General features: G+C 63.6%; 24 protein-coding genes. 16 read left to right on the forward strand and 8 right to left on the reverse strand.

What is annotated here, in order from left to right; all coding sequences use genetic code 11:
- The first annotated feature begins 12 nt into the window (after window positions 1-12).
- The 3 genes from AC1C2O_RS18875 to hisH are packed head-to-tail and all read left to right on the forward strand — an operon-like array spanning window position 13 to window position 2,341.
- On the forward strand, window positions 13-1,107 hold the full coding sequence (locus tag AC1C2O_RS18875; protein ID WP_495432110.1) for a histidinol-phosphate transaminase: 1,095 nt from the start codon (window positions 13-15) through the stop codon (window positions 1,105-1,107).
- A complete protein-coding gene (gene hisB, locus AC1C2O_RS18880) occupies window positions 1,104-1,709 on the forward strand; it encodes an imidazoleglycerol-phosphate dehydratase HisB (RefSeq protein WP_495432111.1) in 606 nt (201 codons plus the stop codon). The genes AC1C2O_RS18875 and hisB overlap by 4 nt, the downstream gene beginning before the upstream one ends.
- Window positions 1,706-2,341 (forward strand): imidazole glycerol phosphate synthase subunit HisH, encoded by a 636-nt coding sequence (gene hisH, locus AC1C2O_RS18885; RefSeq protein ID WP_495432113.1) that lies wholly within the window; start codon window positions 1,706-1,708, stop codon window positions 2,339-2,341. The genes hisB and hisH overlap by 4 nt, the downstream gene beginning before the upstream one ends.
- Window positions 2,342-2,378: 37 nt before the next feature.
- On the opposite strand, the gene AC1C2O_RS18890 is transcribed toward hisH, so the two are convergent.
- Complete coding sequence (locus AC1C2O_RS18890; RefSeq protein WP_495432115.1) at window positions 2,379-3,551, reverse strand: MinD/ParA family ATP-binding protein; 1,173 nt, start codon at window positions 3,549-3,551, stop codon at window positions 2,379-2,381.
- Between the two features lie 162 nt (window positions 3,552-3,713).
- On the opposite strand from AC1C2O_RS18890, the gene priA reads away from it, so the two are divergent.
- Window positions 3,714-4,460, forward strand: a complete 747-nt coding sequence (gene priA / locus AC1C2O_RS18895; RefSeq protein ID WP_495432117.1) for a bifunctional 1-(5-phosphoribosyl)-5-((5-phosphoribosylamino)methylideneamino)imidazole-4-carboxamide isomerase/phosphoribosylanthranilate isomerase PriA — start codon at window positions 3,714-3,716, stop codon at window positions 4,458-4,460.
- Complete coding sequence (locus AC1C2O_RS18900) at window positions 4,444-5,283, forward strand: SseB family protein (RefSeq protein ID WP_495432118.1); 840 nt, start codon at window positions 4,444-4,446, stop codon at window positions 5,281-5,283. Before priA ends, AC1C2O_RS18900 begins: the two co-directional genes overlap by 17 nt.
- A 24-nt stretch (window positions 5,284-5,307) precedes the next feature.
- Here AC1C2O_RS18900 and AC1C2O_RS18905 read toward each other — a convergent pair whose 3' ends face one another.
- The gene (locus tag AC1C2O_RS18905; protein WP_495432183.1) at window positions 5,308-5,694 is read right to left on the reverse strand and encodes a DUF1844 domain-containing protein; all 387 of its coding nucleotides are present in this window, start codon (window positions 5,692-5,694) and stop codon (window positions 5,308-5,310) included.
- Between the two features lie 241 nt (window positions 5,695-5,935).
- On the opposite strand from AC1C2O_RS18905, the gene infC reads away from it, so the two are divergent.
- From infC to rplT, 3 genes are all read left to right on the forward strand, one after another.
- Complete coding sequence (infC, locus tag AC1C2O_RS18910) at window positions 5,936-6,577, forward strand: translation initiation factor IF-3 (RefSeq protein WP_495432119.1); 642 nt, start codon at window positions 5,936-5,938, stop codon at window positions 6,575-6,577.
- 73 nt (window positions 6,578-6,650) lie between these two features.
- Window positions 6,651-6,845, forward strand: coding sequence for a 50S ribosomal protein L35 (gene rpmI / locus AC1C2O_RS18915; protein WP_439280486.1), 195 nt, complete (start codon window positions 6,651-6,653; stop codon window positions 6,843-6,845).
- A gap of 33 nt (window positions 6,846-6,878) precedes the next feature.
- Window positions 6,879-7,265 (forward strand): 50S ribosomal protein L20, encoded by a 387-nt coding sequence (gene rplT, locus AC1C2O_RS18920; protein WP_495432120.1) that lies wholly within the window; start codon window positions 6,879-6,881, stop codon window positions 7,263-7,265.
- A 54-nt stretch (window positions 7,266-7,319) separates the two neighbouring features.
- Here the strand turns inward: rplT and AC1C2O_RS18925 are convergent, their stop codons facing one another.
- Window positions 7,320-7,742, reverse strand: coding sequence for a ribosomal maturation YjgA family protein (locus AC1C2O_RS18925; RefSeq protein WP_495432121.1), 423 nt, complete (start codon window positions 7,740-7,742; stop codon window positions 7,320-7,322).
- 96 nt (window positions 7,743-7,838) lie between these two features.
- Here AC1C2O_RS18925 and AC1C2O_RS18930 point away from each other — a divergent pair, with 96 nt between their 5' ends.
- From AC1C2O_RS18930 to pheT, 7 genes are all read left to right on the forward strand, one after another.
- Window positions 7,839-8,651, forward strand: a complete 813-nt coding sequence (locus AC1C2O_RS18930) for a TrmH family RNA methyltransferase (RefSeq protein ID WP_495432122.1) — start codon at window positions 7,839-7,841, stop codon at window positions 8,649-8,651.
- Window positions 8,652-8,753: 102 nt separating this feature from the next.
- On the forward strand, window positions 8,754-9,503 hold the full coding sequence (locus AC1C2O_RS18935) for an amino acid ABC transporter ATP-binding protein (protein ID WP_495432123.1): 750 nt from the start codon (window positions 8,754-8,756) through the stop codon (window positions 9,501-9,503).
- Between the two features lie 35 nt (window positions 9,504-9,538).
- Window positions 9,539-10,447, forward strand: coding sequence for a glutamate ABC transporter substrate-binding protein (locus AC1C2O_RS18940; RefSeq protein WP_495432124.1), 909 nt, complete (start codon window positions 9,539-9,541; stop codon window positions 10,445-10,447).
- Between the two features lie 60 nt (window positions 10,448-10,507).
- Window positions 10,508-11,164, forward strand: a complete 657-nt coding sequence (locus tag AC1C2O_RS18945) for an amino acid ABC transporter permease (RefSeq protein ID WP_495432126.1) — start codon at window positions 10,508-10,510, stop codon at window positions 11,162-11,164.
- Complete coding sequence (locus AC1C2O_RS18950) at window positions 11,161-12,072, forward strand: amino acid ABC transporter permease (RefSeq protein WP_495432128.1); 912 nt, start codon at window positions 11,161-11,163, stop codon at window positions 12,070-12,072. Before AC1C2O_RS18945 ends, AC1C2O_RS18950 begins: the two co-directional genes overlap by 4 nt.
- Before the next feature lie 77 nt (window positions 12,073-12,149).
- Window positions 12,150-13,190 carry a phenylalanine--tRNA ligase subunit alpha gene (pheS, locus tag AC1C2O_RS18955; RefSeq protein WP_495432129.1) on the forward strand — a complete coding sequence of 347 codons (1,041 nt, stop codon included), beginning with the start codon at window positions 12,150-12,152 and terminating at the stop codon, window positions 13,188-13,190.
- Window positions 13,190-15,688, forward strand: coding sequence for a phenylalanine--tRNA ligase subunit beta (gene pheT, locus AC1C2O_RS18960; protein WP_495432130.1), 2,499 nt, complete (start codon window positions 13,190-13,192; stop codon window positions 15,686-15,688). The genes pheS and pheT overlap by 1 nt, the downstream gene beginning before the upstream one ends.
- Window positions 15,689-15,800: 112 nt before the next feature.
- Here pheT and AC1C2O_RS18965 read toward each other — a convergent pair whose 3' ends face one another.
- From AC1C2O_RS18965 to AC1C2O_RS18985, 5 genes are all read right to left on the reverse strand, one after another.
- Window positions 15,801-16,001, reverse strand: coding sequence for a glycine zipper domain-containing protein (locus AC1C2O_RS18965; RefSeq protein WP_495432131.1), 201 nt, complete (start codon window positions 15,999-16,001; stop codon window positions 15,801-15,803).
- 237 nt (window positions 16,002-16,238) lie between these two features.
- Window positions 16,239-16,403 carry a hypothetical protein gene (locus AC1C2O_RS18970; RefSeq protein ID WP_495432132.1) on the reverse strand — a complete coding sequence of 55 codons (165 nt, stop codon included), beginning with the start codon at window positions 16,401-16,403 and terminating at the stop codon, window positions 16,239-16,241.
- Window positions 16,404-16,630: 227 nt separating this feature from the next.
- Window positions 16,631-16,810 carry a hypothetical protein gene (locus AC1C2O_RS18975; protein WP_495432133.1) on the reverse strand — a complete coding sequence of 60 codons (180 nt, stop codon included), beginning with the start codon at window positions 16,808-16,810 and terminating at the stop codon, window positions 16,631-16,633.
- A 46-nt stretch (window positions 16,811-16,856) separates the two neighbouring features.
- Window positions 16,857-16,988: an NINE protein gene (locus AC1C2O_RS18980; protein ID WP_495432134.1), complete on the reverse strand. Its 132-nt coding sequence runs from the start codon at window positions 16,986-16,988 to the stop codon at window positions 16,857-16,859.
- Between the two features lie 16 nt (window positions 16,989-17,004).
- A complete protein-coding gene (locus AC1C2O_RS18985) occupies window positions 17,005-18,009 on the reverse strand; it encodes an endonuclease/exonuclease/phosphatase family protein (protein WP_495432136.1) in 1,005 nt (334 codons plus the stop codon).
- A 113-nt stretch (window positions 18,010-18,122) separates the two neighbouring features.
- Here AC1C2O_RS18985 and AC1C2O_RS18990 point away from each other — a divergent pair, with 113 nt between their 5' ends.
- Window positions 18,123-18,677, forward strand: coding sequence for a putative immunity protein (locus AC1C2O_RS18990; RefSeq protein ID WP_495432137.1), 555 nt, complete (start codon window positions 18,123-18,125; stop codon window positions 18,675-18,677).
- The last annotated feature ends 3 nt before the right edge of the window (window positions 18,678-18,680 follow it).

Genomic DNA, 18,680 nt, shown 5'->3' on the forward strand with positions numbered 1-18,680 from the left:
CTCACCGTTAACATGGGGAGGGTGACTTCTTCACTTGGCGACTTACCCCTCCGCGACGATCTTCGTGGGCTTACCCCCTATGGCGCTCCGCAGGTTCCACTTCCTGTCGCGCTGAACGTGAATGAGAATACTCATCCCGTTCCGGACGAGGTGGCCAGCGACATACTCGATGACATCGCCGTCGCACTGCGCGATGTGAACCGATACCCCGACCGTGAGTTCACTGCCCTCCGCGAAGGCTTCGCCCGCTATCTCGGGCACGGTCTCGACGCATCGCAGATCTGGGCGGGCAACGGATCCAACGAGGTGCTGCAGCACATCCTGCAGGCATTCGCAGGCCCAGGGCGCACCGCCTACGGGTTTGCTCCCACCTACTCGATGTACCCGCTTCTTGCGCAGGGCACGGGCGCACGGTGGCAGGTCGGCGCTCGTCAGCCCGACTACACGATCACTGCCGATGACGCTGCTGCCCAGGTCAGGGAGGCAGCCCCCGATGTCGTCATGCTGTGTAGGCCGAACAACCCGACGGGCACTCCGCTCGGCATCGATGTCATCGAGGCCGTCTACGAAGCTGCACCGGGTGTCGTGGTTGTCGATGAGGCCTACTGGGAGTTCGCCCCACGAGACGCCGTCTCTGCTTTGACTCTCCTCGAGGGGCGTCCGCGTCTCGCGGTGTCGCGCACGATGAGTAAAGCGTTTGCGTTCGCGGGTGCCAGGGTCGGCTACCTCGCAGCAGACCCAGCGTTTATCGATGCGCTGCGGCTGGTGCGTCTGCCGTACCACTTGAGTGCGCTCACGCAGGCTGCGGCCGTCGCGGCTCTCCGCAACTCGTCCACGATGCTGGCGATGGTCGACGACATCGTCGAGCAGCGCGATCGCATCACAGCGACGCTGGAGGCGCTCGGTTACCTGCCACACGAATCGTGGTCGAACTTCGTTCTATTCGGGGGAGTGGCTGATCCGCAGGCCACCTTCCAGGCTCTGTATGATCGCGGGGTTCTGGTGCGCGATGTCGGAATCCCGAACCACCTGCGGGTCACGGCCGGTACTGAGTCCGAGACCACGGCATTCCTCGATGCGCTGGCCTCGATAGAATCAGATTCATGAGCGCTTCTCGTACCGCGACCCGTACCCGCAGCACATCTGAGTCGACAGTTGAACTCCAGGTGAACCTCGACGGCACTGGGCAGAGTCACATCGATACCTCGGTGCCGTTCTTCGACCACATGCTGACGGCTTTCGCGAAGCACTCGCTCACCGACCTGACCGTGCGTGCCTCGGGTGACACAAACATCGATGCTCACCACACTGTGGAAGACATCTCGATCGTGCTCGGCCAGGCGATCGGCGAGGCACTCGGCGACAAGGCCGGGATCTCTCGCTACGGTGATGCCCTGGTGCCGCTCGATGAGGCGCTCGCGCAAGCAGTGGTCGACATCAGCGGTCGTCCGTACCTTGTGCACACTGGTGAGCCCGCAGGGTTTGAACACCACCTCATCGGCGGGCACTTTACTGGCTCGCTCGTTCGCCACGTCTTCGAGGCGATCACCTTCAACGCCGCGCTCACCGTGCACGTGCGTGTATTGGGCGGCCGCGACCCACACCACATCGCCGAGGCAGAGTTCAAGGCCTTTGCGAGAGCGTTCCGCCAGGCCAAGGCTCTTGACCCTCTGGTGATTGGCATCCCATCCACTAAGGGCGCGCTGTGACCCGCACTCCCACTGTCGCGGTCTACGACTACGGGTCCGGCAACGTCCACTCTGCGGTCAAAGCACTGATCGCTGCGGGCGCCGACGCGAAGCTCACTGGCGATCGCACAGAGGCGTACGAAGCAGACGGGCTGTTCGTGCCCGGTGTCGGTGCGTTCGCTGCTGTACGCGAGGCATTGATCGCCAAGGGTGGTGACCAGATCATCGATCGACGGTTGTCCGGTGGGCGACCGGTGCTCGGCGTATGCGTCGGCATGCAGGTGCTGTTCTCTCACGGTGTCGAGCGCGGACAGAATGTCGAAGGCCTCGGCGAGTGGCCAGGAACCGTGACAGAACTCGACGCGCCGGTACTGCCGCACATGGGCTGGAACACGGTCACACCAGACGAGGGCAGCGTGCTCTTCGACGGCATCGAAGATGAACGTTTCTACTTCGTGCACTCGTTCGCCGCGCAGCACTGGGAGCTTGATGTCATCCCGCCGTTCCCAAAGCCGAAACTGACCTGGACGACGTACGGGAATCCATTCCTCGCGGCCGTGGAAAACGGTCCACTGTCGGCTACGCAGTTCCATCCGGAGAAGTCCGGCGATGCCGGGATCCGCCTGCTGAAGAACTGGGTTCAGAGCCTCTGACGCGCCCGCGCCGTCGAACGCCGGACTTAGGTCCGACTCAGAATCCGCGGGCGACCGATGCAGCGGCCGCGAGCCAGGCGCGCTGAGTGTGCTTGGCCAGTCCTCCATAGTGGAGATGGCCATCTACCATTTCGTGGTCGAAGGGGATAGTGACGACGTCGCGAGCGAGTGATTGGTACCCGTCGACGACATGATTCACATCCGCCGCCGTCGCCTTCGGATCTGCCTGCGAAACCACGACCACCGACTGCTCGGCGAGCTTCGCCGAGCGCTCATCGCGGTCTTCGAGAGCCTCGAGCAGCAATGCTCCTGCTTCGGCGTGATCGTCGCGGGTCGTCGTCGCGACGACGATCTGATCGGCGCGATCGATCATTCGGAGCCACATGGGATCGGACTCGTCGTTGCCTGAGTCGATGATGATCAGCCGATAGAACTTCGCGGCCACGGCGTGGATAGCATCCACGTCCTCGGGGTTCAGGCGGTTCTCGTGCGCAAGCCTGATCGGCTTGGAACGCAGAACGTCATACTTCTCGCGGGGCTGGTGGTGCACGAAGTGCGCCAGATCTGCCGACTGTGCTCCGGTGCCGAGCAGTCGCTCCGCTTCGGGCAGCATCTCCAGCAGTGTGCGATCATGCGCGCCGGCCTCGGTCCGCCAGCCGAGCGTTCCGCGCGTCTGGTTGTTGTCCCAGGCGAGAACACCAGCGCCGCCGTAGCGTGCAAACACCGCGGAGAGGAGGATTGTCGTCGGAGTCTTGCCCGCTCCGCCCTTGCCGTTGACCACCGCGATCGTCCGCGGACCCGGCCAGTGCTGACTCACCGACAGCTCATCGTCTCGCGACGACTGCTCGGCCGCGCTGGGGGACAATTTGAGGCCCAGCTTGTTCAAGGTGCCGCGGGCGCCCTGGCGAGCGGGTTCTTCCGGTCGATCGGTCTGCAGGAACGATTGCCGTTCGCGTGCCTCGCGCTGCTGCTTTCGCGAGGACTGCTCTGCTTCCGGAGCGGGCGCGTCGATTTGGTCGGCGATATTGCCGTTCCTGCGATACTGCGGCATCGAGTCTGCGTCCGCGTCTGCGTCTGGACGGCGCCGTGATGGAGCCGACGGAACGGCAGAACCCAACAGCGGAACCGACTGGATGACTGGATGCTCGCCGCCGTTCGCTCGCGCGATCTCTGCGCGCGTGGGCGTGGCGAATTCAGGTGAATCAGACATTTCCTGTGAGCCTAGCGTCCCGACCTGATGTTCTTCTCTGTCGACCGGGACGCCACGCCACGTCGCCATATGAGTCGACTCGCATTTGAGGAGCGCCCGACCGCGGGGTACCCTCAGTTCTCGTGCCCGTCTACGGCGCCCTTCGCCCCACCCGAGGATGACATGAACGACTTCGCGTCCACACCCAAGCTCACACTTCTTCCCGCAGTCGACGTTGCCGGTGGCAAGGCCGTCCGTCTGACGCAGGGCGAGGCCGGCACTGAGACCAGCTACGGCGATCCGCTGGATGCAGCGGGTGAGTGGGTTGATCAGGGTGCCGAGTGGATCCACCTTGTCGACCTTGATGCCGCCTTCGGTCGTGGAAACAACACCGCGATCATTCGCAAGGTCATCAAGCAGTTCCGCGGCGTGAACATCGAGCTGTCCGGCGGTATCCGCGATGACGCCAGCATCGAGGCGGCGCTGGAGAGCGGGGCGACTCGCATCAACCTCGGCACGGCCGCACTAGAGAACCCAGAGTGGGCAGCCGATGTGATCGGTCGTTACGGCGAGGCGGTCGCTGTCGGATTGGACGTGCGCGGCACCACGCTCGCCGCACGCGGCTGGACCAAGGAAGGCGGAGACCTCTGGGAGGTGCTCGAGCGCCTCGAAGACGCAGGCTGCAGTCGCTACGTCGTCACCGACGTCACGAAGGACGGCACGCTGCGCGGCCCGAACCTCGAACTTCTGCGCGAAGTCACCTCGCGTACCCCGAAGCCCGTTGTCGCCTCCGGTGGCGTTTCCAGCCTCGATGACATCGCCGCTCTCCGCGAACTCGTGCACCTCGGTGTCGAGGGTGCGATCGTGGGCAAGGCGCTCTACGCCGGCGCGTTCACGCTGGCAGAGGCACTGGATGTCGCAGGGGACTGACGACGCCGGCGAGCACGACGGCGGCGATTCAACGTCTCCAGACGGAGCAGGTGCTTCAGCGCCTCTAGGTGGAGCCGGCGATTCAGCGGGCGTCCCGTGGGAAGGCCGTAGCTTCGAGTCGAACTCGCGCGCAGGGGACGACGGCTCCGCCGACCCCGCACTGCTCTCAGCCCTGCTGCGCTTTCGCGCGGGAGAGGGCAGTCAGACCGAGGTCATTGACGCGTTCCGCTCGGCAAGGGTTCTGATTCCCCTCATCGCTGAGAAGGGCGAAGAGGGTGTCGCGCCCAGCGGCCTCGCCGTAGACAAAACGCAGGAGCTGTCGATCGTGACGGTCGCCGCCCCTGACGGTCGGACGGTGCAGCCGGTGTTCTCGTCTGTCACCGCAATGCAGAAGTGGGATGCCACGGCGCGGCCGATCCCGGTCGAGGCAGTACGCGCGGCTTTGGCTGCGTCATCGGAGCAGACCGATCTCATCGTCTTGGACCCGACGTCGGAGACCGAGTTCGTGATCCGTCGCCCCGCTGTGTGGGCCATCGCGCAGGGGCACGACTGGGAGCCGAGTTTTCTGTCACCCGAGGTGTTCACCGGGCTTCAGGAGAGCATCGCCCACGAGCTTGCGGTGATCGATGTTGCGGTGGCGCCAGGAGACCCCGAAGCGCGGCTACACGGCGCCGAGCTGATCGTGATCCTCGAGCTCATCGATGGGCTCGAGCGCGAAGTTCTGGATGCAGTGCTGGCACGCCTCGCACAACGCTGGGCCGCCGACGATCGCATCGCCGTCCTTGCCGACTCGTTGACCGTCAAGCTCCGCCGCAGCGCATAGCGCTCCGGCGGAGCCAACCGAGGACTAGTTGACCGGTCCGGTCCACTTCTCGCCTGGTCCCTTGCCGATCGGGTCGGGGATGACGGATGCTTCGCGGAATGCGAGCTGCAGTGAGCGCAGTCCGTCGCGCAGCGAGCGGGCGTGCATGTCGCTGATCTCCGGGGCACCGGCGGTGATGAGCCCGGCGAGGGCGTTGATCAGCTTGCGGGCCTCGTCGAGGTCGAGTTCGTGGTCCGGGTCATCTGCGAGGCCGGTTTTGACTGCTGCTGCACTCATGAGGTGCACGGCCGCGGTGGTGATCACCTCGATGGCGGGCACATCCGCAATGTCTCGGGTGGCCGCTGCTGCGGCGTCTTCCTGTTGCTGCCAGCGCTCGTGGCGCTCGTCGTGGCCATCACTCTGAACCGGAATCGTCACTATGCCTTGCCTTCTGTTAGACTTTGTCGGGCTTCAGAGCTGTACGCTCTGAAACGAAAGAGGATTCACTTCCCACCCGCGCTTGCCGTTCCAGGCTACCGGGTCTTGCACTCCACCGGCTCACGTCGGCAGATCGGACACAGTCTGATGTTAAGGGTGCAGAGCCGGCGTCTGAATGCCGGTGGGTGGGAGACGATTCTGATTTCGCCCGTGACGCAGACTGCGTCGCGGTGGCTTGATCCCATCGTCTAAGGAGTTCCGCATCAGCGATCCCCGTACTAATGAGCGCATTCGCGTCCCCGAGGTCCGCCTCGTCGGCCCCGCGGGTGAACAAATCGGCGTCGTCCGCATCGAGGCAGCGCTGCGCCTTGCGCAGGAAGCCGATCTTGACCTCGTCGAGGTTGCCCCCAACTCGAAGCCACCCGTGGTCAAGATCATGGATTTTGGCAAGTTCAAGTACGAGGCCGCCCAGAAGGCGAAGGAAGCTCGTCGCAACCAGGCGAACACGATCCTCAAGGAAGTCCGTTTCCGACTGAAGATCGAAGCTCACGACTACACGACCAAGCTCAAGCGCGCTGAGGGCTTCCTCAAGGCCGGAGACAAGGTCAAGGCCATGATTCTGTTCCGCGGCCGCGAGCAGCAGCGACCTGAGCAGGGTGTTCGACTGCTCCGCAAGTTCGCTGAGGACGTCGCCGAACTCGGCACTGTCGAGTCAAACCCGACAATTGACGGTCGCAACATGGTCATGGTTGTGGCACCACTGAAGAACAAGTCCGACGCGAAGGCCGAGCAGAACGCGCAGCGCGACGCGCAGCGCGCCGCCAACAAGCATTCCGCCCATGAGACGGATGAGCCGGCTGAAGCAACCGCGGAGTAATTCCCGCCCCCACGCTCCCGCACCGCGGGTTTGACACCGTCGCCTGAGAAGGCGCCATACGAAGGAAGAGAAGATGCCGAAGCAGAAGACCCACTCGGGTGCTAAGAAGCGCTTCAAGATCACCGGCAGCGGCAAGCTGAAGAAGCAGCAGGCCGGGATGCGCCACAACCTCGAGCACAAGTCGAGCCGTCGCACCCGTCGCCTGAACCAGGACCAGCTGCTGTCGAAGGCTGACACCAAGACCGCGAAGAAGCTTCTCGGCCGCTGACGCGTCCGATCGCAGGAATAGGAACACAGGAAAATGGCAAGAGTCAAGCGGGCGGTAAACGCCCACAAGAAGCGTCGCGTCATCCTTGAGCGCGCCTCCGGCTACCGCGGTCAGCGTTCGCGCCTCTACCGCAAGGCCAAAGAGCAGGTTATTCACTCCCTGGTCTACTCGTACCGCGACCGCCGCAAGCGCAAGGGCGACTTCCGCCGTCTCTGGATCCAGCGCATCAACGCCGCTGCTCGCCAGAACGGCATGACGTACAACCGTTTCATCCAGGGCCTCGGTCTTGCTGGCGTCCAGGTGGACCGTCGCATGCTCGCTGAGCTCGCGGTGAACGAGCCGGCCACGTTCGTCTCGCTCGTCGAGACGGCCAAGAAGGCTCTGCCTTCGGATGTCAACGCTCCGAGGTCGGCTGCGTAAGCATCTTTCACGAAACGGGCGCTTCCCTCAGGGGAAGCGCCCGTTTCTGCGTTATCAGCGCGTCTGACGGCGTGCGCTGCGGCCTGCGATGCGCGAGATGGCGATATCCAACAACATCACCGCGATGACGGCGAACGCGTACACAAGGAGGTCGCGATGATCGAAGGATGCTCCGAACACGAGCACGGCCGGTGGGAAATCCTCGGCGATGGTTGACGGCACGGCCGTGAGCTGCAGGAGTTCAATGCTGGTGCAGAAGATGATCGCGAGCGCTGCGGGCACGGTTTTCGCGACACGGGGCATCAGCAGGGCGAGAACGAGGTAGATCAGCACGGCGTACAGTGCGTCGCCCACGATGTCGCCTCGGATGCCGGTGCCGAACCGATGCACGAGGAGACCCGTGCAAAGAGTCAGCACAGCGGCCGACGCGACGATGAGACAGCGCCGCATCGACGAGCGTTGAGCGGCAGGTGACACGCGGAAACTCTAATCCGGCAGCCTGCGTGGTAGCCGAACGAAGACTGGCCGCTGGCAGTGTGCGCGTGAGCGGTCCGGTGTCCCTAAACTGGGAGCGTGCTCGAGAATCCCCGGTCCCCCCGTGTACGAGCCGTCGCGAAGCTGACCAAGCGCGGCGCGCGTACGGAAACTGGACTTTTCCTTCTGGAAGGGCCGCAGGCCGTTCGTGAGGCTCTTGCGTACCAACCCGAGTCGATCATCGAACTCTTCGCGACGCACAACGGATGGGAGAAACACCCTGATCTGCGTGCTGCTGCCGCCGAGCACAACGTCGAGGTCGAGTACGTCACCGAGTACGTGCTCAACGCCATGGCTGACACCGTCACGCCTCAGGGGGTGGTCGCTGTCGTACAGCAGACCCCGACGTCTGTGCGCGACGTGTTCGCGGCATCCCCCCGTCTCGTCGCGATCTGCGAGGAAATACGAGACCCCGGAAACCTCGGCACGATCATTCGCGCCGCGGATGCCGCGGGAGCGGATGCTGTGGTGCTGACCGGCCGCACGGTCGACCCATACAATCCCAAGGTCGTGCGCGCTACTACCGGGTCACTGTTTCACCTGCCGATCTCGGTCGGCGGTGCACTTGAAGACGTCGTGCAGCGCGCTCATGCGGCGGGGCTCTTGGTTTTAGCGGCCGACGTGAAGGGCGATGACCTGCTGCAGGCACGCGCTGATGGCGTGCTCGCCCAGCCCACGGCCTGGCTGTTCGGTAACGAGGCCCATGGTCTTGAGGAATCCGCTCTGGAGTTGGCAGATCACGTGCTCAAACTGCCGATCTTCGGCCGCGCAGAGTCACTCAATCTCGCGACCGCCGCGAGCGTCTGCCTGTACGAAAGTGCCTTCGCCCAGCGGGCCGCGGACGGTCACTGACAGTCCTACTTCTCCTCGCGGGTTGTTTCGTGTCGGTTACAACTCGATAACCCGCCGACATGGATGCTGGTTCCCACGCCTCTGTACTCCTAGTGTGGGGACATGACCGAGACTGGTGCACCCCTTGTCGTGGTGGATAACGTTCAAAAGCATTACGGCGAGTTCCAGGCGCTGACCGATATCAACCTCACCGTCAACAAGGGCGAGGTCGTGGTCGTGATCGGGCCGTCCGGCTCTGGTAAGTCGACGCTCTGCCGTACGATCAATCGCCTCGAGACGATCACGAGCGGCACGATCAGCATCGACGGCAAGCCGCTTCCTGCAGAGGGCAAGGGACTTGCGAACCTTCGTGCCGACGTCGGCATGGTCTTCCAATCGTTCAACCTGTTCGCGCACCTCACGATCCTCGAGAACGTGACGCTGGGCCCGATCAAGGTGCGAGGTCTCAAGAAGGCGGATGCCGACAAGGAAGCAATGCAGCTTCTCGAGCGCGTCGGCGTTGCACAACAGGCTTCGAAGCTTCCTGCCCAGCTGTCAGGCGGGCAGCAGCAGCGTGTTGCGATCGCCAGGGCACTGGCGATGCGCCCGAAGGTGATGCTCTTCGATGAGCCCACGAGCGCCCTCGACCCCGAGATGATCAACGAGGTGCTCGACGTCATGGTCGGCCTCGCGAAGGACGGCATGACGATGATCGTCGTCACGCACGAGATGGGCTTCGCGCGCAAGGCCGCCAACAGAGTGGTCTTCATGGCGGACGGACAGATCGTCGAAGAGGCGACTCCCGAGGAATTCTTCCTGCACCCGAAGAGTGACCGCGCGAAGGACTTTCTGTCCAAGCTCCTCACCCACTGACCTTTTCCGCACACACAGCACACAAGGAGACGCTCATGCGACGCACACGGACATTGGCAGGAATCGGAATCGCGGCAGTTGCACTGCTCGCACTGACTGCCTGTAACAGCGGCACACCCAGCACGCCCGGTGGCGGCGACGCTGATGGAGACGCCGGCGAAGAGCCATCGACCTGGTTCGAGGTGGCAACCGATGTGACGCTCGAGGGCAGCCCCACCTTCGACGCGATGGTCGAGCGGGACGGCGTGGTCGTGGGAGTGAAGGAAGACCAGCCTGGGCTCGGGTTCCTCGATGTCACGACTGGCGAGCGAAGTGGTTTCGACATCGACATCGCCCGCTGGATCGCGGCATCACTCGGCTTTGATGAGGAGCAGATCGAGTTCAAGCCGATCGCCTCGGCGAACCGCGAGCAGTCGATCGTGAACGGTGACATCGACTACTACGTCGGTACCTACTCGATCAACGACAAGCGCAAAGAGCTCATTGACTTCGCTGGCCCATACTTCATCACCGGACAGGGCCTCCTCGTCGCGACCGACACCGAAGGCATCGAGACGCTCGAGGATCTGAGTGGCAAGACCGTCTGTTCTGCTACCGGCTCAACGCCGATCCAGAACATCAAGGCGAACTTCCCGGACATCAAGACGCAGGAGTACGACCTGTATTCCGCGTGTGTCGAGGATCTCCTCAACGGCAAGGTCGACGCTGTCACAACAGACCAGGCCATCCTGATCGGCTATGCCGCGCAGTACCCGGATGAGATCAAGGTCGTCGGCGATCTCTTCACGGAGGAGCGCTACGGTGTTGGCCTCACCAAGGGAGACACCGTGCTTCAGGAGCACATCAACACACTCTTCACCGATGGTGGCGACATCTGGCAGGCGATCTTCGACGAGAACCTCGGTTCCTCGGGCATCGAGGTCGAGCAGCCCACTGTCGACTGATTGACCCAGGGGGCGGCCTATGAGGGCCGTCCCCTCCTGATTTCAGAAGGGGAGGACGGCATGGACGTCATCTTCGGCAACCTCGACCTGTGGGGCGAAGCGATCGGCAATACGCTGCTCGTGTTCTTCATCGGCGGGATCATCGCCCTCGTGCTGGGCATCATCGTCGGCGCGATGCGCGTGTCGCCGGTGCCGATCGCGCGCTCAGTTGGCACGGTGTATGTGAACCTCGTGCGAAACACGCCGTTGACTCTTGTCTTCTTCTTCTTCGTGTTCGGGTATCCGCAATTGGGCCTCCCAGAGCTTTCCAACACGGTCCTCGGCATCCTCGCGATCGGTATCTACACCGCCACCTACGTTGCAGAGGTGCTCCGCGCCGGTATCAACACGGTGCCTGTCGGTCAGGCCGAGGCAGCTCGGGCGATCGGCCTCCCGTTCGGGCAGGTAATGACGAACGTCATCCTCCCGCAGGCCTTCCGCTCTGTGGTGCCACCCATGATGAGCGTCTTCATCGCGCTGTTGAAGAACACCACAGTGGCGGCAGGATTCTCCATCGCAGAACTCGGTGCACTGCGCGCCACCGTCAACGACGCAGCCGACCGGCCAGGAAACCCGATGGAGGTCCTGCTGTGGGTCGCCGTGCTGTTCGTGGCATTGGTCATGCTGCTCAGCTGGCTTCAGCGATATCTCGAGAACCGATGGAGGATCATCCGATGACTTCCGTACTGTACGACGTCCCCGGACCCAAGGCGATCCTGCGCAATCGTCTTCTGGCGGTCGTCACGATCATCGTGGTACTTGCTGCGATCGGCTTCGTCATCTACCGCATGGTCGTTACCGGTCAGTTCTCCGCGCAGAAGTGGTACGTCTTCACGTTCTCCAACGTATGGACGGGCATTTTCAAGGCGCTGGGGAACACTCTTGCAGCGTTCGCGCTCGCTGCGGTGCTCAGTATCGTGCTTGGCTTCACCCTCGCGATCGGACGGCTTTCCGAGCACGCCTGGGTGCGCGTTCCCGTCACGGTGATTACTGAACTCTTCCGGGCCGTTCCCGTTCTCGTGTTCATGATGCTGCTCTACTTTGGGCTGCCTGTGATCGGAATCAAGATGGATCCGTACTGGGCCGTCGTGATCGCGTTGATGATGTACAACGGTTCCGTGCTCGCAGAGGTGCTTCGCGCTGGCATCGAATCGCTACCCCGCGGTCAGAAGGAGGCCGGTTACGCGATCGGGCTGCGCAAGAGCGGCGTCATGCGCTTGGTCCTGCTGCCGCAGGCGATTCGAGCGATGCTGCCAGTGATCGTGGCGCAGCTCGTCGTGACGATGAAGGACACCGCCCTCGGATTCATCATCACCTACCCCGAACTGTTGTACTACGCCAAGCAGCTCACGTCTCAGCAGGGGCGCCCGATTCTGCAGTCGGCATTCGTGATCGGTGGCATTTACATCCTCATGTGTCTGATCCTTGCCGGAATCGCGAAGTGGGTCGAGATTCGTACTCGGCGCTCACCGAAGGTCAAGGCACTCCAGGCGGATGCCGCGGCACTCATGCACGACGGGACCGACACCGAGCTCATCACCTTGCAAAGGGGCACGGGGAAACCCGACTCCGGTCTGGGTCTTTGACCGAGCCTCATCCGCTCTGACTCGCACGGCGGATGCCCGTAGGGGAGGACCGGCGACCGCCGGTAGACTCATGTCTCGTGTCAGATGCTCCAGAGATCACGCCCGAGGCGGTGGAATCCGCCGTCGCTGCCGCACTCGCTGCGATCGGTGCCGCTGCCAATACCACCGAGCTGAAAGCGACTCGCTCCGCGCACGTCGCTGAGGGGTCGCCGCTGGCGGTGCTGAATGCTTCGATGCGCCAGGTAGCGCCCGAACACAAAGCCACCTTCGGCAAGCTCGTCGGCCAAGGCCGGGGTCAGGTGACCAAGGCTCTCGCCTCGAAAGAAGGCGAGCTAGCCGAGGCCGAGACTGCCGAACGGCTGGAGGCGGAGCGCGTCGATATCACCGCTGTCTCCTCGCGCACACGCGTCGGAGCGCGGCATCCGCTCATGCAGTTGCAGGATGACATCTCCGACATCTTCGTCAGCATGGGCTGGGAGGTCGCGGAAGGACCGGAGCTCGAGCACGAGTGGTTCAACTTCGACGCGCTGAACTTCGATGTCGACCACCCCGCGCGTCAGATGCAGGACACTTTCTTCGTCGATCCGGTTGATCGTCATCTGGTCATGCGCACGCACACGAGCCCTGTGCAGGTGCGTTCGATGCTCGACCGTGAGGTGCCGATCTATGTGCTCTGCCCTGGACGGGTTTACCGCACGGACGAGTTCGACGCCACGCACCTGCCGGTGTTCACACAGGTCGAAGGCCTGGTCGTAGACAAGGGCATCACGATGGCCCATCTCAAGGGCACGCTCGATCATCTCGCCAAGCAGCTGTTCGGAGAGGATGCGAAGACCCGTCTTCGCACGAACTTCTTCCCGTTCACCGAACCCTCTGCCGAGTTCGATCTGTGGCACCCGACGTTCAAGGGCGGCGCCCGCTGGATCGAGTGGGGCGGTTGCGGCATGGTCAACCCCAATGTGCTGCGCGCGGCGGGAATTGACCCAGAGATCTACAGCGGCTTCGCATTCGGCATCGGCGTCGAGCGCGCGCTGATGTTCCGCAGCGATGTACAAGACATGCGCGACATGGCCGAGGGCGATGTCCGTTTCAGCGAACAGTTCGGGATGGTGGTGTGATGCGCGTCCCGCTTTCGTGGTTGCGTGAGTACGTGGATGTGGCAGCGGATGCCACCCCTGAAGATGTCCTCGAGGCGCTGGTGTCGGTCGGCTTCGAAGAGGAGGAGATCCACGGTTTCGAGATCTCAGGTCCCGTCGTCGTCGGTCAGGTGCTCTCCTTCGAAGAAGAGCCGCAGTCCAACGGCAAGACGATCCGTTGGTGCCAGGTCGACGTCGGCCCCGACAACGGAGGCGTCCGCGGCATCGTCTGCGGCGCGAGCAACTTCGCCGTCGGCGACAAGATCGTCGCGACGCTGCCAGGTTCGGTGCTGCCAGGGCCGTTCCCGATCGCGGCTCGCAAGACCTACGGTCATGTTTCCGACGGGATGATCGCCTCTGCGCGCGAGCTGGGACTCGGGGATGAGCACGATGGCATCCTGATCCTGTCAACGCTGGGTGTCGACGCTCCTATCGGCGCTGACGCGATCGAGCTTCTCGGTCTTGATGACGTCGCAGTCGAGATCAACGTCACGCCGGACCGCGGCTACGCATTCTCCATCCGCGGTGTCGCGCGTGAGTACTCCCATGCCACCGGCGCGGACTTCCGCGATCCGGCCGAGCACGAATGGTCTGACGTCGAGCCCGGTACTGGCTTCCCACTTTCGGTCGACGCAGAGCCGCTGCGCGAGAACCCTGCTGTGCAGGAGTTCGTCGTGCGCGTCGTGCGCGATGTCGATCCGTCCCGTCCGACGCCACCGTGGATGATCGCGCGGCTGTCGCTCGCCGGCATCCGGTCGCTCGGTGTGCTCATCGACATCACCAACTACGTGATGCTCGAGCTCGGTAACCCGATCCACGGCTACGATCTCGACAAGCTCTCCGGCGGCATCACCGTGCGTCGCGCGCAGCATGGCGAGACGATGAAGACGCTCGATGGCCAGGAACGCACGCTCCACGTCGAGGACCTGCTCATCACCGACGACTCGGGCCCGATCGGTCTTGCCGGCGTCATGGGCGGCGGCACGACTGAGATGGGCGATGAGACCCGCAACGTGCTCATCGAAGCTGCGATCTTCGACCCGGTCTCGATCGCGCGCAGTGCCCGTCGTCACAAGCTGCCCAGCGAAGCATCCAAGCGCTTCGAGCGTGGTGTCGACCCGCTGGTGCCTTTCGTCGCGGCTCGCCGCGTGGCCGACCTCATGGTCTCTCTCGCCGGCGGGCGCATCGATGAGGTCGGTGGGGCGCTGTTCTCTGACGTCTCCATCGATGGCATTGAGCTTCCCGCAGAGTTCGTCCCCGACCTCATCGGCGTCGACTACACCGATGAGGAGATCGTCGGCGCGCTGGAAACGATTGGCGCAGAGGTCACCGAGACCGCTGACGGCTGGCAGGCCATCCCGCCGAGCTGGCGCCCTGACCTCACTGACAAGTGGACGCTGGCCGAAGAGGTCGCGCGCATCCATGGCCTCGACCGCATCCCGTCCGTGTTGCCGACGCCGCCATCCGGTCGTGGCCTCACTGTGCTGCAGCAGGGCCGTCGTCGTGTCGCGAATGCGCTGGCCGCGGCAGGTCTCGTCGAGACGCCGTCGTTCCCTTTCACGACTGAGCAGCACAACGACCTGCACGGATCGGCATCGGGGGAGCACCTTCCGAGCATCCGTCTAGCGAACCCTCTCGATGGACAGTCGCCGTTCCTGCGCCGTTCGCTGGTTCCCGGGCTGCTTCAGATCGCGCATCGCAACATCGCGCGCGGTCTGACAGATCTTGCGATCTACGAGACCGGTCTGGTGTTCCTGCCAGAGCCGGGAGTCGTCTACGGCACCGATGAAGTGCCGCCCCTGGGGCAGCGCCCCTCGGATGACACGCTCGCAGCGCTGAACGCCTCCATTCCGCCGCAGGACCGTCACGTGGCCGCGCTCTTCGCCGGCAATGTGTCTGCACGTCAGCCGGGTCGCGATGCCGAGCCGGCTGGGCTGTCTGATGCGCTAGATGCTGTCCGCGTGATCGCTGTTGCTGCCGGCGTTGAGATTGACGTCGTTCAGGCGCAGCGTATGGCGCTGCATCCGGGACGCACCGGTGTGTTGAGCGTTGGTGGCACGGAAGTTGGCTACATCGGCGAACTACACCCGGACGTCGCGGCTGACGCTGATCTTCCCGGTCGTGCTGTCGTGCTCGAGATCGATCTCGATGGCGTCCTCGAGCTCGCGGGCTCCCGCGTCGTTGCCGAGTCACTGTCGACGTATCCCGCCGCTACACAGGACGTGTCGCTTGTCGTTCCGGCTACGGTGACTGCCGGTGAACTGCGTGCAGCTCTCGTGGAGGGTGCTGGCTCGCTGCTCGAATCGCTGCGTCTGGTTGACGACTACCGCGGCCAGGGCGTCGATGACGGGCAGAAGAGCCTCACGTTCGCGTTGCGCTTCCGTGCTGACCGTACGCTGACCGCCGCCGAGGCTACTGAGGCGAAGCTCGCCGGTGTGGCTGTGGCGACCAAGCGATTCGGTGCGACCCTGCGCGAGTGACCCTCGTTTTGAGGTGATGAGCGCCGGTGTCCCGTGAGGGATGCTGGCGCTCTTCACTATGAGGCAGGCACAGACGTCGCCGTTCACTACCAGGAGTGTGAGGGACAGCGACCTATTCGGACTTCTCGCCCTTCCACGAAGATTCAAGCGCTACGCCCAATGCAATGCCCAGCGCGAGGCCAAGTCCCGCGCCTATGGCGAGGTTGTCGAACAGCAGCATCCCCGCCCCCGCACCAACCGGAAGCCCGATCGCGATTCCGAGCGCGATGCCATGGCCTGCCTTCTTCTTGGAACTCTCATTTGGTTCGGTCATGTGTAGAACGATACGTACGCGCACGGGCAATCACATCCCCCGTAGCGGGGACATCACAGCCGCCGGTGAAGCAGGAAAGGCAGAGGTCATGAACCAGGTTCGTCATCGCTCTCTGGTCCACCACTACCAGGCGTCTCTTCCTCGGGTTCCTCTTGGGAACCTCCTTCACCTTCCCACCGGTCGTCAGCCCGATCTTGAGAGTAAGCCTTCTTCTTGGGACGGTCTGCAGCGAACACGTCACACCTCCCGCTTCCCGCGACTTCGACGGACAAGGCCGAAGACGACCGTTCCTACGAACAGGATGATGCCGATGATCGCCAACCAGAACAAACCCTTGATGGCGAAGCCAACGACCGAGAGCACTGCCCATGCGACGAGAAGAATAACGAGTACGGTCCACATGCCGCTCACCGTACGCCGCTTCGATACCGAGGGGTACCCGTTGACAAGCCGTGAAGATGAGGTGTGCAATGCCTGCGCAGCGATGGCTGCCTCGTGAGGCAGGAAGGGGCAGACGATGGCCTGCCGTCAGCCGAAGACCCAGTTGATTAGCGCGACCGCGCCGATGGTGAGGGCCAGGATCACACCAAGACCGAGCAGGCTCGTCGGCACCCAGTTCGTTCTTGCGGTCAGGCTTGCTCGTCTCGCGCCTTGTTTCGATGGTTGCTGATACCGACCCCGAGCGCGATAACGCTGACGAGGCCGAGGCCGACTCCGAGTCCGTTCCAGAAGGAACTGTCGACCCACCGGGTGGCGACGAAAACGAGCAGGAACAGGGAGCCGATGAGTAGATACCAATCAATCTTCACAAAGACGACGATACCCACGGTGAAGCAGGAAGACGAGAGCTAATGCTCAACAACGCTGGCGCACGCTCATCGCCGACGCGATGACCAGCATCCACGCTGTTCCGAAGCGCCGAAGGTAGAACCGATGCGCGCCGAACGTGCCGAGCAGGACCGCGAGCCAGATTCGGACGGCGGTCACGCGGCGGCGTTGTCTGTTATCGGGCGCTGAGGACAGCGACGATCGGGCGATGGTCGGTTCCCGCTTGGTCCAACGAAGTGACGACCTGTGCTCCGTGAACGGTCCACGCCGCTCCGAAGAGGACATGGTCGATCGGCGACGCGAGCCAGGATGGCGCCATTGCAGGCCAAGTACCTATCGCGCCGGCGCCGGCTGCGATCGCGGCATCCTGACAGCCACCGACGAGTGCATCGCCGATGCCCAGTCCTGACAGGTGGTCGACAGTCGCGTTGAGGTCACCCGCGATGATCACGTCAGGAGCGTCGCACTGTTCGGCAATCCACTGCAGCCCCGATCGCCATTCATCCATGCTTTCGGGAAGTGGAGGCGACGGGTGCGCGGCGACGATCGTCGGCCCGCTCCCATCCACAGAACGCCACACGGCGCTCGGCAACCCGGGCGTCGAACCCGCCGACGTGTCGACTCGGTACTCGCCGAGGTCATCTGCGATGAGCACGGACGTCGGGATCCATGAGTCACCAGTTTCGCCGTACGTGGTGTCAGCTGTCATCTGGTGTCCCTCGTTTGCCACTAGCCGTGCCACTTCAGTCACGGCAAGGTCATCCATTTCCGGCAGGCTCACGATGTCAGCGTCGGTGGTCAGCACGAGACGCGCAACGCTCTCGGGGGATGCAGCGCCACCCTGAGTGTTCCACGCGACAACGGTCAGATCCGCGTCGGGTAGCGCGCCTTCCGCGCCACGGGAAAGTAAGACACCACCATTGGCGATCGATGCTATGCCGAGAATAATCGCGGCTCCCGCGGCAACTCCCCACCGTTTGCTGAATAGAGCAACGATCACGAAGAGAACTGCGCCGAGGCCGAGGAAGAGTGCGAGCAAAGCTCGGAATGCGACGAGCTGGGCGACCACCAGCACTGCGTGCGCACCGAAAGCCTGCGGCCACACGAGAAGAACAGCGACGGGAGCGCCAACGAGCAGGGTCACAACGAGGCGTACATAGCGCGGCTTGCGGTCGGGCATCCTTCTAAGTCAATCCCATCTCGAGGCTGCCCGCCACCGTCGATGCACCATCCGGGCGCTCGGTCTTGGGGGTTGAGCAGGAGGCCCCGCGATCGGCGTGCGAAAATGCGGGCATGCTATCTCCACAGTCGCTGAGCGAAGATGATCGCCGCCTCGTCGCAACGTGGGCGGCGGACTGCGCTGAGCGAGTCTTGATCTTGTTCGAGACGGAGGCTCCGGCAGACGGTCGACCACGTGATGCGATCGCTCGCACGCGGGCGTTTGCGCGGGGTGAACTTGATGCCGCCGGTGAGATTCGCCGGCGTTTCGTCGCGGGTCGGGCCGCGCACGCAGTGAGTTCTCCTGCGGCTGTGGCGGCTGCCCGGGCGGCTGGACAAGCTGCTGGTGTCGCTCACATGGGCGCGCACGCTTTCGGCGCAGCCGCTTACGCCGCGAAAGCGGCCGGGCTGGCCGCTGCGGATGCGCCCACGGCGGTCTCTGATGAGGTCGCGTGGCAACTCGCGCACATGACAGCTCAGGTCAGAGCGGTACTTCAGCAGTTGCCGGCGCTGGGTGAGAGCTCCGCGGGCCCGCTCGGTTCTGGACTTCTCGCGTCGGGCATCCTGGGGTCAATCATTCGGAGTATTCAGGCCGCTTTGAGCGATATCTCGTCGCAGGGCGACCGGTAAGCC

The sequence above is a fragment of the Microbacterium sp. Y355 genome (genome assembly GCF_059445345.1).

What these genes read in the sequence shown, in the direction of transcription:
- AC1C2O_RS18875 (WP_495432110.1), top strand. Translation starts at nt 13, where the DNA reads ATGGGGAGGGTGACTTCTTCACTTGGCGACTTACCCCTCCGCGACGAT.
- hisB (WP_495432111.1), top strand. Translation starts at nt 1,104, where the DNA reads ATGAGCGCTTCTCGTACCGCGACCCGTACCCGCAGCACATCTGAGTCG.
- AC1C2O_RS18890 (WP_495432115.1), bottom strand. Translation starts at nt 3,551, where the DNA reads ATGTCTGATTCACCTGAATTCGCCACGCCCACGCGCGCAGAGATCGCG.
- priA (WP_495432117.1), top strand. Translation starts at nt 3,714, where the DNA reads ATGAACGACTTCGCGTCCACACCCAAGCTCACACTTCTTCCCGCAGTC.
- AC1C2O_RS18900 (WP_495432118.1), top strand. Translation starts at nt 4,444, where the DNA reads ATGTCGCAGGGGACTGACGACGCCGGCGAGCACGACGGCGGCGATTCA.
- rpmI (WP_439280486.1), top strand. Translation starts at nt 6,651, where the DNA reads ATGCCGAAGCAGAAGACCCACTCGGGTGCTAAGAAGCGCTTCAAGATC.
- rplT (WP_495432120.1), top strand. Translation starts at nt 6,879, where the DNA reads ATGGCAAGAGTCAAGCGGGCGGTAAACGCCCACAAGAAGCGTCGCGTC.
- AC1C2O_RS18935 (WP_495432123.1), top strand. Translation starts at nt 8,754, where the DNA reads ATGACCGAGACTGGTGCACCCCTTGTCGTGGTGGATAACGTTCAAAAG.
- AC1C2O_RS18940 (WP_495432124.1), top strand. Translation starts at nt 9,539, where the DNA reads ATGCGACGCACACGGACATTGGCAGGAATCGGAATCGCGGCAGTTGCA.
- AC1C2O_RS18945 (WP_495432126.1), top strand. Translation starts at nt 10,508, where the DNA reads ATGGACGTCATCTTCGGCAACCTCGACCTGTGGGGCGAAGCGATCGGC.
- AC1C2O_RS18950 (WP_495432128.1), top strand. Translation starts at nt 11,161, where the DNA reads ATGACTTCCGTACTGTACGACGTCCCCGGACCCAAGGCGATCCTGCGC.
- pheT (WP_495432130.1), top strand. Translation starts at nt 13,190, where the DNA reads ATGCGCGTCCCGCTTTCGTGGTTGCGTGAGTACGTGGATGTGGCAGCG.
- AC1C2O_RS18965 (WP_495432131.1), bottom strand. Translation starts at nt 16,001, where the DNA reads ATGACCGAACCAAATGAGAGTTCCAAGAAGAAGGCAGGCCATGGCATC.
- AC1C2O_RS18970 (WP_495432132.1), bottom strand. Translation starts at nt 16,403, where the DNA reads ATGTGGACCGTACTCGTTATTCTTCTCGTCGCATGGGCAGTGCTCTCG.
- AC1C2O_RS18985 (WP_495432136.1), bottom strand. Translation starts at nt 18,009, where the DNA reads ATGCCCGACCGCAAGCCGCGCTATGTACGCCTCGTTGTGACCCTGCTC.
- AC1C2O_RS18990 (WP_495432137.1), top strand. Translation starts at nt 18,123, where the DNA reads ATGCTATCTCCACAGTCGCTGAGCGAAGATGATCGCCGCCTCGTCGCA.